The organism is Mycobacterium lacus (assembly GCF_010731535.1).
GTDB classification, from domain to species: domain Bacteria; phylum Actinomycetota; class Actinomycetes; order Mycobacteriales; family Mycobacteriaceae; genus Mycobacterium; species Mycobacterium lacus.
Window position 1 is genome coordinate 1455334 of sequence record NZ_AP022581.1, and the last position, 14253, is coordinate 1469586.

Below are 14253 nucleotides of genomic sequence, written 5' to 3' on the forward strand. Positions count from 1 at the left end.
CTTATGAGCGTTGCTCGAGAAAATAAGAGCAATTAGCAATAGATTCAGGAATTAGGAATAGATCTCTAGAATGGCTATTGAAAACGACGATGTAGTCGAAGCTCTTCGTGATTCATTAATACAAATCGAGCGGCTGAAGCGACAGAATCGTGCCCTTCTTGCGCGTGTCGATGAGCCGGTTGCGGTGGTGGGGATGGCGTGTCGGTTTCCTGGTGGGGTGGATTCGGCGGCGGCGTTGTGGGATTTGGTGGTCGGCGGCGTCGATGCGGTGGGGGATTTTCCGGTTGATCGTGGTTGGAATTTGGCGGAGTTGTTTGATCCCGATCCGGATGCGGTGGGCAAGACCTATACCCGCGCGGGGGCGTTTTTGGCCGAGCCCGCGGGGTTTGATGCGGAGTTTTTCGGGATTTCTGGGCGTGAGGCTCAAACCATGGATCCTCAGCAGCGTGTGTTGTTGGAGGTGTGTTGGGAGGCGTTGGAGACCGCCCGGATTGATCCGGCCGGGTTGGCGGGTTCGCAGACGGGGGTGTTCGTCGGGTCGTGGGCACAGGCGTATGGGGGGGGTGGTTCTGATGGTGCGGAGGGGTATGCCCTGACGGGTGTGTCGACCAGTGTGGCTTCTGGGCGGGTGGCTTATGCGCTGGGTTTGCAGGGGCCGGCCATTACGGTTGACACTGCGTGTTCGTCGTCGTTGGTGGCTACGCATTTGGCGTGTCAGTCGTTGCGTCATGGTGAGTCGGCTCTTGCGTTGGCTGGTGGGGTGACGGTGATGCCCACGCCGATGGTGTTCACTGAGTTCGCCCGGCAGCGTGGGCTGGCTGTTGATGGGCGGTGTAAGGCGTTTGCCGCCGCTGCTGATGGCACCGGCTTCGGTGAGGGTGCGGCGGTGTTGGTGTTGGAGCGTCTTGGTGATGCGCAGCGTCATGGTCATCCGGTGTTGGCGGTGATTGTGGGGTCGGCGATCAATCAGGATGGTGCTTCTAATGGGTTGACCGCTCCTAGTGGGCTGGCTCAGCAGCGGGTGATTACTCAGGCGGTGGCTAACGCGGGTATTGGGTTTGATCAGGTTGATGTGGTGGAGGCTCATGGCACTGGCACCACTTTGGGTGATCCGATCGAGGCGGGGGCGTTGATCGCTACGTACGGCGCCGGCCGTGGGCGTGAGCATCCGTTGTGGTTGGGGTCGGTCAAATCCAACATTGGTCACACCCAGGCCGCTGCCGGTGTGGCCGGGGTGATCAAGATGGTTGAGGCGCTCAACCATGACAGTTTGCCGCCGACGTTGCATGTTGATCGTCCGAGTCCGCACATCGATTGGTCGGCGGGCGCGGTGCGGTTGTTGACCGAGGCGGTGCCTTGGCCGGTTACCGATCATCCGCGCACCGCGGCGGTGTCCTCGTTTGGGATCAGCGGCACCAATGCGCATGTGATCTTGCGGCAGGCTCCGGTGCCGGCGGGTGGGTCGGCTGAGCAGACTGCCGATGCGGGTGTTGAGTTTGGGTTGGCGATGTGGCCGGTGTCGGCGCGTAGTCCTGCGGCGTTGGGTGCTCAGGCGAGGCGGTTGCACCGGTATCTGGTTGAGCGTGCTGGCCTGGATTTGACCGATGTGGCTTATAGCTTGGCGACTACTCGCACTCATCATCCCTATCGGGCGGTGATCACCGCGTCGGTGGGTGCCGCCGGTGGGCGCCAAGACCTGCTGGATGCGTTGGATGCCTTGGGCGGCGGGCGGCCCCATCCGCAGCTGGTCCAGCATCATTACTTGGCTCATCTTCGCGGTAAGACGGTGTTTGTCTTGCCTGGGCAGGGTGGTCAATACCTGGGCATGGGTCGTGGGCTTTATGAGCGCCACCGCGTTTTTGCCGGCATGGTCGATGCCTGTGATGAGGCGTTGCGCCCGTTTACGGGTTGGTCGGTGCGTGAGGTTTTGGGTCAGGATCCGGCGGCTGCGGGGCTGGACCGGGTTGATGTGGTTCAGCCGGTGTTGTTCACGATGATGGTGTCGTTGGCCGAGGTGTTGGGCCATTATGGGATTGTTCCTGATGCGGTGGTCGGTCATTCTCAGGGGGAGATCGCTGCGGCGTATATCGCTGGGGTGTTTTCCTTGGCTGAGGCCGCCAGGGTGGTGGCGCGGCGCAGTCAAGCGCTCAGTGCCCTAGGTGGTGCCGGTGGTATGGCCTCGGTGTTGTTGGGGGCTGAGGAGCTGCACCCGCGGCTGCGGCCGTGGGGCCAGGCGTTGAGCATTGCGGCGATCAACGGTCCCTCTCACACCATCGTCAGTGGTGATCCTGGCGCGCTGGGGGAGTTCAGCGCGGCCTGTGAGCGTGACGGTGTCCACATCCGCCAGATCGCGGTGGATTACGCTTCGCATTCCGTACAGGTGGAACCGGTACGCGAGCGCCTGGTGGGTGAGCTGGCCGAGCTGACTCCGATGCCCGCCCGCATCCCGCTGTATTCCACTGTGGAGAAAGCGCTTTCGGCTGAGCCCCTCGACACCACCACCATGGATGCCGAGTACTGGTATCGCAACTTGCGTGAGCCGGTCCGGTTCCATGACACCGTGGTCGAGCTTTGGCCGCCGGTGAGTGCACGTTTGTGGAGTTGTCCCCGCATCCGGTGTTGGCGCCCGCGCTCACTGACACCTTGGCCCAGACCCCGGGGCGCAACCAGTCCGCGGTGATCCCCACGCTGCACCGCGAGCGGCCCGACCACGACAGCCTGGCCAGCACGCTGGCCCAGCTGCACAATCACGGCCACAGCCCGTCCTGGTCGGCCCTGTACCCCCACGCCCGCACCGTCGCACTGCCCACCTACCCCTTCCAGCACCGCCCCTACTGGCTGGCCCCCACCCCGACCGGCGACGCCGGGGTCAGCGGTCCTGCTGAAGGTGCGCTGTGGAAAGCCGTTGATGATGACGCTGTCGATACGTTCGCGCAGGTGTTGGGGTTAGGCGATGCCCAAAATGGGGCAACTCTGGCAGCTGTTGTCCGCGCCTTGCGGCAGTGGCGCAGTGAACTAGGTGTGCGGTCAGCGGCGAACAAGTTGCGCTACCGGGTCGACTGGCGAGCAATTACCCCGAAAACCTTCCCTCCCACACGTTCTAGATGGCTGGTTTTGGCCTTCCCCGAACAAGCCGATGACGTGTGGATCACCGGCTTGGCTGCAAGGTATGCCGAGGCGGTCGATGTGCTCACGATCGAGCCAAGTGAACTCGAGAGAAGCGCTTTGTCCGCGTCGTTAACGAATGCTGCAACGCGGGCTCATTTTGACGGCGTTGTTTCCTTCATGGCAACAGATGAGCGGGCGCATCGAGATTATTCTGGGATATCGGTCGGTTTGCTCTCGACACTTCTTCTCGCGCAAGCTCATTGCGATTCCGGTCTCGGAATACCGTTGTGGGTCATCACCCAAGGTGCGGTTGTTGTATCCACAGATGACGGTCCTGCGAGTCCTAGCCAGTCCGCTGTGTGGGGGCTAGGACAGTCGGTATGCCTCGAGCACCCCGACCAGTGGGGAGGGTTGGTTGATCTTCCGCAAAGTCCGTCAGCGCGCGACATCGAGCTTTTCTACGGGATACTGAGCTGCCCACAATCAGAGGACCAGCTCGCGATACGCCGACACGGTGTGCATGCGCGTCGCTTGGTCGAGGCGCCGTTGCCGTTAGAGCGTGTAGAGCGTGTGGGCAGCTGGAAACCATCTGGAGCGGCTGTGGTCACTGGCGCCGCAGGGCGTGTGGGTAGACACGTCATTGGCTGGCTGGCAGAACGGGGTGCAAACCCCCTTGTCCTGCTAAGCCGCAAAGCCGCTGAGAACCCCGAGTTAGCCGAACTTGAAAGGGAACTCCAGGCGAGTGGGGTGGTCACGACATCGGTATCCGTCGATGTGAGCGATAGGTCAGCGTTGGCGGCCGTACTGGCCGACATTCGCAGTGCATACGGACCTATTAGGACCGTTGTGCATGCCGCAGCAGCCATCGGATGGAACACCCTAACCGACACAACTGCTGAAGAAGTCTCGACCAGTTATGCCGCCAAGGCGGTTGGGGCCAATAACCTGGTGGAGCTGCTTGCGGATGAACCGCCAGACACCTTCATTTTGTTCTCCTCCGCGGCAGCGACGTGGGGCGGTGCGCAGCAAGGAGCCTATGCGGCCGCCAACGCCCATGTCGATGCGCTGGCCACGCGGTTGCGAAGCAACGGATGCGCGGCGGTGTCAGCGGCGTTTGGCCTTTGGGCCGACGAGACCGGCACCATGTGGGAGGAGATCGTCGACTATCTGCAGAGGCTCGGCGTCGACCCGATCCCCCCCGACATTGCGCTGGCTGCGCTGGAACAGGCCATCGAGGCAAACGACACACTGATCACCATTGCCGACGTTTCATGGGATCGATTCCTGCCGGCGTTCACCGCCCGTCGCTCGCACTCACTACTGACCGAATTGGCGTCAGGCGCTAATAGCACTGAAAGCAGCAGCGGCAGCACATTGACCGCGAGCGCCTCGGGGCTTCGGGAAAAGTTAGCCGGTCAAACCGCCGAACAACAGCTCCACACCCTGACCACAGTGGTGGCCAGCGTCACCGCCAATGTGTTGGCCCACCCCGACGCCGCTGCCCTCGATCCAGATCTGGCGTTTAAAGACCTCGGTATCGACTCGCTGACAGCCCTCGAGCTGCGCAACGCCCTCGACCAACATACCGGCCTCGCCCTACCCGTAACCCTCGTCCTCGACCACCCCACCCCGGCGACGCTCGCCGCCCACCTCGCCGAGCTACTTGCCGACACCGCCGCAGCGCCTACGGTCCCAGCGGCACAGGTCAGCACGCGTCTCGACGAGCCGTTGGACAATAGGCTCGATTACCTGGATCAAGCGGGATTTCTCGCGCTGCGAGCGGTTCACGGCGCGCTGATGCAGGTCACCTGGGTATACGACCGTGCCGTCAACCTTGATGGATTACGACAGTTTCACCGCAATCTCGGACGCGGGTTCCTGGGGCGCAGGATCGAACGCTCTCCGTTACCGTTCGCCCGTGATCGCTGGGTCTGGTCTCCTGGATCGGCGGACATCGATATGGTCGCGACGCCGCGGCCGCGCGCCGAGGTGAACGCATGGGCCGACGAGCGGGCCCGCCTAGCCGTAGATCCGGAGTGGGGACCCGGCTGGCATCTCGGGGTGCTGCCGCTCGAGGACGGCGGGACCGCGGTAAGCCTGGTGGCTACGCATACGATCGTCGACGCGATCGGGTTCGGCCAGGCGATCGCCGATGCCGCCGAGGGCAGAACGCCCGATCTGGGCTATCCGCCTGCGGGATCGCGCACCCGCTGGCGGGCGGTCCGTGAGGACCTCCGGCAAACCGTCAAGGACCTGCCCGACGTTGGGCGGGCGCTGGCCGCAGCAGCTCGAAGGGCCAGGCGCGACCGCGGAGTTCTCAAATCAACGATCAAAGCGCCACCACCTTCCCCGACGGCGGCCGGCGACGATCAGGTAGTCGACGTGCCTGCCGTGACCGCATACATCGACCTCGCGGAATGGGATGCTCGTGCGAAAAGTCTTGGCGCAAGCAGTAACTCGCTTGTGGCAGGACTTGCGTCCAGACTTGCCGTCGGAGTGGGGCGTGTTCACGACGACGGACAGGTCACTCTACGATTTGTGGTATCGCGACGGACCGAAGGCGATACCCGTGGCAATGCGCTCACAAATGTCGACGTCACAGTCGACCCGACGCTCGCGGCGAAGGACCTCGGGGAAATGCACGTCAAGATCACGCAAGCGATCCTCGAAGCGATCGAGAACCCCGACGACGAGTATTTGGCGCCGCTCCCACTGGCAGCGATGACACCGAAGTGGATGGCCAGGAGACTGGCAGGGGTGGCGGGGGGCGGTGCCAGCGTGACTTGCTCCAATGTCGGTGACGTGCCCGCGGCGATGAACCGGCCCGATGGCACCGATGCCGACTACGTGTACATAAGAGGACTCGAGCCCGGCATTACAAGAAACACACTCGAGTGCATGGGTGGACGACTGTTGGTGTTTTCCGGGCGGGGCCGCGGGAAGATGTATCTCAGTGTCTCCGCATATCTTCTCGAGCGGTCAAACAATACTAAAGATGAGCTGAGCGAGGCCGTATCGCGTGCCCTCGCCGAATTCGATCTCAATGCTGAGATCGACTGATAACGCCGTTTTTCGCGTGGCTCGGCTTCGCGCCAGGCTCTTGGCGCCGGGAAGAGCTTGCCTGATGGGCGCGGTCAAGAGCCATCCGGGCGCGGAGTGATTCGTAAGCTCGCCCAGTGACAGGTTGCATCGGCTCTTCAATCTTCAGCGGGCAGGCGGCGGGTTGGTCGTGCTCGTGTTAGGGCTTGAGTCCCCTGGACGTCTGAAGGCCGAGTGTGGCAACGCATTCCGGCCACGGAGGCGCCAAGGGCATGACCGACGCCAGGACAGGTTGGACCTGCGCCCACACAAGGCGGCAGGTTTGACTCGAAGTCGCATGTGGGATGGAAGGCCGAATTGGCCGTGAAGCTGTCCGCCCCGATCGACTAACCCGGATTTTTCGCGAAACTGTGCGTGACACGGTGTTGAGTTAGCGAAAGTGCCTGTCCTGCAATGGATAATGAGGTTTCTTCAAGTCGTCAGTATCCAGCGGGGAGGCACTTTCTAAGTGAACGGTAGCGCAGCGGGTCCGCGGGTGAAAGTATCAGCCGACGGTGCCGGTGTCGTGTCGCATGCCGGGGTGGGCATGCTGCGGGAGGTCGCCGATCTGACCGGGCTGTCGTCGCAGGTCACAGCCGTGTTGGCCGATACCTACCGGGGGCCGTGGATGCATGCACCCGGGGTGGTGTTCGCTGATCTGGCCGCGGCGGTGGCCGACGGCGCGGACTGCATCGATTCGGTCGGCGCATTGTGGGGTGACCGCCAGCAGGCGTTCGGGCCGGTGGCCTCGACGAGCACGCTGTGGCGGTTGGTTGATGAGCGCATCGACGCCGCGCATCTGCCGGGGATTCGGGCGGCCCGCGCGCATGCCCGCGCCCAGGCGTGGGCGGCCGGGGCCCCGAGCACGGTGGGTGGCTGCACCTGGATGTCGATGCCACCATCTGCGTTGATCATTCCGACAACAAGGAAAACGCGGCAGCGACCTGGAAGAAAACCTTCGGATTCCACCCGCTGCTGGTGTTTTTGGACCGTCCCGACATCGCCGCCGGGGAGGCCTTGGCCGGGTTGCTGCGCGCAGGCAACGCCGGCTCGAACACCACCGCCGACCACATCACCGTTCTTGAGCAGGCGCTGGAATCGCTACCGGCGGCCTACCGTCCCGACCCGGACAACCCCGACGGGCCGGCGGTGTTGATCCGCTCGGATTCGGCCGGGGCCACCTACGGGTTCGCCGCGGCCTGCCGTACCGCGCACGTGGGGTTCTCCTTGGGCGCGGTCATCGACTCCCGCGTGCAAAACGCTGTCGAGATCCTCAACGACGCCGATGCCTGGTATCCGGCCATCGACACCGACGGCGCCATCCGCGACGGCGCCTGGGTCGCCGAGGCCACCGATCTGGTGGATCTGTCGGCTTGGCCGGCCGGCACGCGGTTGGTCCTACGCAAGGAGCGCCCGCACCCCGGCGCCCAGTTGCGGTTCACCGATTCTGACGGCCACCGGGTCACCGGGTTTCTCACCGACACCGCCGACGGGGCCATCCCCGGCCAGCTGGCCGGCCTGGAGTTGCGCCACCGCCAACACGCCCGGGTGGAAGACCGCATCCGCCAAGCCAAAGCCACCGGCCTGCGGAATCTACCGTTCAGTGCTTTTGACGCCAATGCCGCCTGGCTTGAAATCGTCCTGGCAGCCACCGATCTGATCGCCTGGACCAAACTGATCGGCTTCACCGAGGACCCGGACCTGGCGCGCTGCGAGATCGCCGCCTTCCGCTACCGGGTGCTGCACGTGGCCGCCCGCATCACCCGCGGCGCCCGCCAGGTTCGCCTGCGCATCGACGCCACCTGGCGCTGGGCCAAGGCCATCACCGCCGCCTGGATTCGCATCCGCGCCGCCTTCACCTAACCACCCGACCTCCCTGACCCGACCAGACGAAAGACCCCGGCCCCCAGGAAGCCCGCCCACCGGCACGACAGCCGGCGACCTGTCGCACCCACCTGCCAGAATCGGCGTCACCAGCCGGCCAGAACCCCGCTCACACCCCACCCATCAAGCAGCGCGAAAAATCGAGGCTAACACCAACGGAATATCAGCACCCGCGTGGCGGAGGGCCCTGTGGCCAATTCGCCATGTTCCTCCCCGGGTTCGTGTCATACTGGCCCGATGGTGCTACGTACGCCCAGCGAGAAGCTCATCTACCGGCTGAACCGCAATCCAACCTTCCTGAAACTCCTGAACTTACGCTTCAAGTACGGCTACCGGTTCCTCAGTCGCTTGCTCACACGAGATGACGTGTTATTCCTCAATTGGGGATATGAGGAGGATCCGCCGATGGCCCTGCCGCTGGCGGCGTCCGATGAGCCCGACCGGCTGCCGATTCAGCTCTACCACCGCACCGCAACCCAGGTGGATCTCACGGGCAAAGATGTGCTCGAGGTCAGTTGCGGCCACGGCGGCGGCGCTTCGTACATCATGCGGACCCTGCACCCGGCCTCCTACACGGGCCTGGATTTGAACACTGTCGGCATAGAGTTTTGCCGAAAGAGGCACAACCTGCCCGATCTGCGATTCGTGCAGGGCAACGCCGAGAGCTTGCCGTTTCCCGATGAGTCCTTCGATGCGGTGATCAATATCGAAGCCGCGATCCACTACATTGACTTCGCCGGTTTCCTCAAGGAAGTGGCCCGCGTGCTGCGCCCGGGCGGGCATTTCCTGTACGCCGATATTCGGGACGCCGAAGGCGTCGACGCGTGGAAGGCGACGCTTGCCAACGCCCCCATGCGACTGCTGTCGGAACAGATCATCAATGCGGAGGTTATGCGCGGGCTGGAGAAGAATCGGCTTCTGGGCCAGATCAAGAGTCGTCTGCCGAATATCGCGTTCCTACAAAACATCGCCAACGATTTTGCCAGCGGAAAGGACTCGTTGATCTACCGTCGTCTAGAAAACGGCGAGGTTACATACCGGATGTTCTGCTTTATCAGGAATTGAGGCAGCGTACGCAAGACACTATGCCGCAAGCGCTTTCACTGGTCCTGAGTACGGTTTAGATATCGCTACTGAATTCCGCCCATAGCCCAAACTCCCAAAACCCTTGTTACCAAAAACCTTTAAGTCGTTCGACATAGCGGCCTCCGCCATCACGCCCACATTGTTCGGCTACCTGTGAGCCTGGAATGGATTCGTGCACAAGCGAATCTGGCATCAGCGGTCCCGCCGGCCAGTCGCACACCCTGATCAGTCTGGTGACCGCCGCAATCCACGCCGGGCACAAGGGTTCGCCACGTGACCGTCGCCGACCTCGTGACGGCGAGCTGGTCGCCGACCACGAACTGGCCTGAGCTCGCCATCAAACTATCTCCGACCCAAGCCACGTCGAAGCAGCGAAAGCGTTGCGCCGCAAGCACATCAGCGTCACTCGGCCGGTACCAGAGCCCGACGTGGCGATCCGCTGTCTCGATGATTAATGATGACAGGGTAAGTCCCCTGGCGTGGTGGAGTTTCGGAAGCCGAGGGCGACCGTGCCGGACCTGTTGTTGGGTGTGTCGCTACCGGTGTTGAGGTGGGCCATCGCGTAGTGGTCAGTGAGTTACCGACCAAAGTGACTCACAGGAAGACACACAACGCGATGACCCAGGACCATTCTGCCCTGCTTGCCCAACTCGATGCGCTGAAGTCCGCTGACGCGGGCGCGGTTTTCGCTGAGTTGATCCGTGCCGGGCTGCAGCAGCTCATCGAAGCTGAGGCCACCGCCACGATCGGTGCCGGGCGCTACGAGCGCACCGAGGGCCGTGCGGTGCACCGCAACGGGCACCGGCCCAAGACGGTGTCGACGAACGCAGGTGACATCGAGGTGCAGATCCCCAAGCTGCGGGCCGGGTCATTCTTCCCGTCGCTGCTGGAGCGGCGCCGCCGCATCGATAAGGCGCTGCACGCGGTGATCATGGAGGCCTACGTGCACGGCGTGTCGACGCGCAGCGTCGATGACCTGGTCGCCGCGATGGGCGTGCAGGCCGGAGTGTCCAAATCGGAGGTCTCGCGGATCTGTGCCGGCCTGGACAGGGAGATCGAGGCGTTTCGCACCCGCAGTCTGACCCACACCGAGTTTCCGTACGTGTTCTGCGATGCGACGTTCTGCAAGGTCCGTATCGGGGCTCACGTGGTTTCTCAGGCGCTGGTGGTGGCCACCGGTGTCTCGATCGACGGGACCCGCGAATTGTTGGGCGCCGCTGTCGGGGACAGCGAGTCTTACGAGTTCTGGCGTGAGTTCCTGGTATCGCTCAAAGCGCGTGGACTCCGCGGGGTGCATCTGGTCATCTCTGATGCGCATGCCGGTCTCAAAGCCGCTGTGGCACAACAGTTCACGGGTTCATCATGGCAGCGGTGCCGGGTGCACTTCATGCGCATTAACCGGCCTTCGTGGTCAGGGTCAAGAGGGCGGGGTGGTGGAGGGGTTGCGGCGTAGTCGTTGGAGGTGCTGATCGAGGTTCGCTGCGACGCGCTGGTGGCGGGCAGCTTCGTCGTCCCAGCCGCGGGCTTGGGCATCGGCCTGTAAAGCGCGGATGTCGTCGAGTTGGGCGCTGATCGTGGTGGTGGCCGCTGGGTCGGGGACGAAGAAGTCGCACTGCTCGCAGATGTTGGCGTAGGGGCACGGCCCAGCGGCTTTGGGGCGGGCGCAGAAGCCGTGCGCGAGACGAGTTTTGAGCATTTCCGAATGCAGCCAGGCGACTTTGTCGGGCACCGGCGGCGCGGCGTTGACGACGGTCAGGGGGAGCAGTTGACCGGCGCGGACTTTGTCCATCGCCGCTTGGTAGGCGCTGCGGATGGTGGGCGTGGCGAGCTTGGCGTAACGCAGTGTCATCTCCGGGGTGACGTGGCCCATGAGGGCCATCAGCGCGGGCAGCCCGATACCGCCGTTAATCAGGCTGGTGCCGAAGGTATGCCGCAGCTGGTGTGGGGTGATGTGCAGCAGCTTTCCGTCGCGGCCGCGCAGCCCGGCAGTGGCGGCCGCGTCGAGCAGGCCTTTGCGCAGCCGGAATGACGTTGGGCGGCGGCCGTGTTCGAGGAACAAGAACTTGGTCAGCCGGCCGTCGCGGGGATGGGGCAGCGCACGTTGGCGGCCCCGCTGGGCGATCCAGGCATCGATCACCTGCACGGTGTCGGGGTCCAGCGGCACCATGCGTTCGGAGTTCAGCTTGCCCACCGGCACGCGCAGCCAGGTGCCGTGCCCAACGAAGTCCAGCAGGCAGTCCAGTTCCAGGTCGAGCAGTTCACCGACGCGCATACCGGTAGCGCGCAACAGCAGCAGGCCGGTGCGAACGAATGCGTCATCGAGGTTGGCGACGGCACCCATCAGTGCCCGGTCGACGTCTGGGGTCAGCGCTCGGGGCAGCGCGTCGGGGTGCGTGGGATGTCGGCGTAGAACAGCAGCCGCCGCGGCGGCGCCGAGGCCAGCCCCAGCCGGCGATGTCTTCGAAGAAGCAGCGCAGGTCGACCACATCTTGGTGGAACACGACCACGCCGACGGTGCGGCGCTCCCGGTTCTTGCCGCGCCACGGCCGGGTCCGGGCCCATGCCAGGTAGGGCTCGATGTGGCGGGTTCGTTCGATCTGCTCCAGCCGGGTCACCTCGGGGTGCTGGTCGGCGAGGTGGTCGAAGAACACCCGCAACGCCTTGGTTCGCCCGGCAACCGTGTAGGGGCGCAGCGTAGTGGTGATCGTCTGCACGTAGCGGACCACCTCCGTGCGGATCAGCGGCTGGCGCACACCAGCGGCGTGCGCAAGTGGCCCAACTGCCACCGGCCCGCTCTGTCGCGGCGGGGTGGTCAGGCTCCCGAGTTGGTAGCAGGCCTGCTGCAAGCCGAACAGCCGGGTGCGGGCATGGTGACGCGCCGAGGCCGACAACACGGCTGATCCATCCAGCTGTCCGAGCACGGCAGCGAAGTCGTCTTCGGTCAGCTGCCGCACGGGCTTTCCCACGTGCAGGCAGATCGTCGAGGCAGCCAACAGCCCGACCTGCCGCTGCCAGTTGCTGCTCCAGCCCAGCACCGCGGCGGCCTCTGCGACCGCGGCCAAGTTGTCGGGCTCGTGGGCGGCCCACTCAACCGGCAGCCCGCACCCGCCGGGCTTGGCCAGCAGTAGCTCCACGTCAGGAACCAGGTGCCGGTGCACGAAACACCAGGAGAGGAACGGCCAAGCTTTTAGCCGGTGCAGGTCGGTTAACCGGGCCGGGGTGGGGCGGCGCATCCACACCGCCGGGTCGGGATGCTGCTGCAGGAACCGGCGGGCGGCGCGGCGCCGTTCGAACTGCACACCCTTGGCTACTGTCAGCGCGTCGACGTGGTCGTCGTAGGCCGCGAGCAGCTGCGCGCTCGTCCGAAGCGGTGCGGTGGCCGGGTTGGCGGCCGCGACGCTCACCATGGCGATTCCTTACGTGCGGCGGTGTACTCGGCGGCGAGGGTCTCGGCTGACAGATGCACGTACTTGCCCGTCGTCTCGGGGCTGGCGTGCCCCATTAAGTTCCGCAGCACCAGCAGATCGATCCCGGCTGCGGCCAACTGGGTTCCGTAGGTGTGACGCAGCCGGTGTGGCCGCACCCGCGCCGCGCCCGAACGAGCCCGGTGGGTGCGGAAGATCCGACGCATCCCCGCCTCGGTCAACGGCTGTCCCACGGTCGGCCCACGCAGCACAACGAAGCATTGCTCGGTCGCGCAATCCGCTGGCCGCTCAGCGGCGCGCAGTCCGCCAAGCAGCATCAGCAGCACCATGGCACGGTCGCGATGGGTGCCCAGATCGGCCAGGAACGCCTCAACCTCGGCCAGTTCAAGGCTTTCCGGCAGTAGCTGTTGCTGCCGCACCAGCCGACCGCCCGGTCTGCGGTGACGAGCCGGGATATGCCCCAGCGGGCCCCGACGTGCCCGAAGCCCACTGGTGCGCCGCGGAGCCGGCACCGGGCTGGTCGTCACCATGCCGGTGATCTCCGCGAACTCGAACAGTGCTCTCACCGCGGCAATGCGCCGATTCTGCGTCGCTGGGGCAGCGCCCGCCGCTCGCATAACCGGACCACTGTCGAACCCGCGGTGCGCTTGGGCTGGGTCTGCCAGTCCAGATAGTCGAATAAGTCGGGCGGCCGCACCTCGGCCAGACCAATGCCGTGCCCGGCGAGGAACCGCAGGAAATTCAACACGTCGTACGCATATGCGCGCCGCGTCGCGCGGGCGAAGTTCCTACCCTTCAGGTGCGCCAGAAACCGATTCACCATTGCGACGTCGTCGCTCTGCCCGGCGGCGGCATCCGCGGCAAGCAAGAAAACGTCTCCGTCACCGGCTACCCGAAGCCCCATCGGCACCTCCCACGCGGAAAGCCACCGACCTCCAGTGTCAACGCCCAAACGCCTCACTGGTGGGACCTCACATGCACCGAGCGTGTCGCCCCGACGAGGGCCGGTTAACGGATAACCTGCACACCGCGGTGGCGGCCAAGCATGCCCCGGCGGTCACCGCGGCGGTCAAGACGATCTTCGCCCACACCGACCCCGCCGATGTCGCTGACCAGTGGGACCGGGTGGCTGACACTCTGGCGGCCAGCTTCCCGAAGGTGGCCGCGATGATGGGTGAGGCCAAGACCGACGTGCTGGCATTCACTGCGTTCCCGAAGGCTCATTGGCAAAAGATCTGGTCAAACAATCCGATCGAACGCTTGAACAAGGAGATCAAACGCCGGGCCGATGTCGTGGAGATTTTTCCCAACCGGCGGCGTTCTTGCGGTTGGCCACCGCGGTGGTCATCGAAGCCCACGACGAATGGCAGGTCACCCGCCGCTACCTCTCCGATGTTCTCCATGGAAGAACTACGGGCAGCCCGGCCGCCCTTAGCTTGCGCGCAAGTTCCAGCGAACTCACCAAGGGTCGCTGGCAAACCTGCAGGTCAACCTGCGGCGGCGGAAGATTGGCAGGCGCTGACTCGATGACGTGATGCGCGGTTGGTGGGTGTTGGCTGAGGGCAGTACTTACCAGCTTTGCTGAGCGCGGCTACCGGGGCGACTCACACGCGGGCGATCGATACCTGTTCGCCCCGGGCCTCGCCGCCAAGGAGCCCCGGAAGTGTGCGAA

The 14253-nt window shown here is 64.4% G+C and carries 7 protein-coding genes and 4 pseudogenes; 7 read left to right on the top strand and 4 right to left on the bottom strand.

The window, feature by feature from the left end; genetic code table 11:
- The first annotated feature begins 70 nt into the window (after positions 1-70).
- The 6 genes and pseudogenes from G6N24_RS06780 to G6N24_RS06815 form a co-directional block, all read left to right on the top strand.
- Positions 71-2680 (top strand): type I polyketide synthase, encoded by a 2610-nt coding sequence (locus tag G6N24_RS06780; protein ID WP_407938698.1) that lies wholly within the window; start codon positions 71-73, stop codon positions 2678-2680.
- On the top strand, positions 2644-6168 hold the full coding sequence (locus G6N24_RS24260) for a beta-ketoacyl reductase (RefSeq protein ID WP_232070704.1): 3525 nt from the start codon (positions 2644-2646) through the stop codon (positions 6166-6168). Before G6N24_RS06780 ends, G6N24_RS24260 begins: the two co-directional genes overlap by 37 nt.
- Positions 6169-6655: 487 nt before the next feature.
- Positions 6656-8049: pseudogene (locus tag G6N24_RS06800) on the top strand (IS1380 family transposase).
- A gap of 258 nt (positions 8050-8307) precedes the next feature.
- Positions 8308-9135, top strand: a complete 828-nt coding sequence (locus G6N24_RS06805; RefSeq protein WP_085160446.1) for a phthiotriol/phenolphthiotriol dimycocerosates methyltransferase — start codon at positions 8308-8310, stop codon at positions 9133-9135.
- Between the two features lie 314 nt (positions 9136-9449).
- Positions 9450-9611 (top strand): annotated as a pseudogene (locus G6N24_RS24265) (IS21 family transposase); the annotation flags it as partial.
- A 161-nt stretch (positions 9612-9772) separates the two neighbouring features.
- Positions 9773-10549, top strand: a pseudogene (locus G6N24_RS06815) (IS256 family transposase); the annotation flags it as partial.
- Positions 10550-10573: 24 nt separating this feature from the next.
- Here G6N24_RS06815 and G6N24_RS06820 read toward each other — a convergent pair.
- From G6N24_RS06820 to G6N24_RS24270, 4 genes are read right to left on the bottom strand one after another with little or no spacing between them, the layout of a single operon-like run.
- The gene (locus G6N24_RS06820; protein ID WP_163745439.1) at positions 10574-11497 is read right to left on the bottom strand and encodes a tyrosine-type recombinase/integrase; all 924 of its coding nucleotides are present in this window, start codon (positions 11495-11497) and stop codon (positions 10574-10576) included.
- On the bottom strand, positions 11472-12563 hold the full coding sequence (locus G6N24_RS06825; protein ID WP_163745440.1) for a hypothetical protein: 1092 nt from the start codon (positions 12561-12563) through the stop codon (positions 11472-11474). The genes G6N24_RS06820 and G6N24_RS06825 overlap by 26 nt, the downstream gene beginning before the upstream one ends.
- On the bottom strand, positions 12557-13147 hold the full coding sequence (locus tag G6N24_RS06830; RefSeq protein WP_232070705.1) for a tyrosine-type recombinase/integrase: 591 nt from the start codon (positions 13145-13147) through the stop codon (positions 12557-12559). Before G6N24_RS06830 ends, G6N24_RS06825 begins: the two co-directional genes overlap by 7 nt.
- Positions 13144-13485, bottom strand: coding sequence for a site-specific integrase (locus tag G6N24_RS24270; RefSeq protein WP_232070706.1), 342 nt, complete (start codon positions 13483-13485; stop codon positions 13144-13146). Before G6N24_RS24270 ends, G6N24_RS06830 begins: the two co-directional genes overlap by 4 nt.
- Before the next feature lie 113 nt (positions 13486-13598).
- On the opposite strand from G6N24_RS24270, the pseudogene G6N24_RS06835 reads away from it, so the two are divergent.
- A pseudogene (locus tag G6N24_RS06835) lies at positions 13599-14111 on the top strand (transposase); the annotation flags it as partial.
- Positions 14112-14253: the final 142 nt, after the last annotated feature.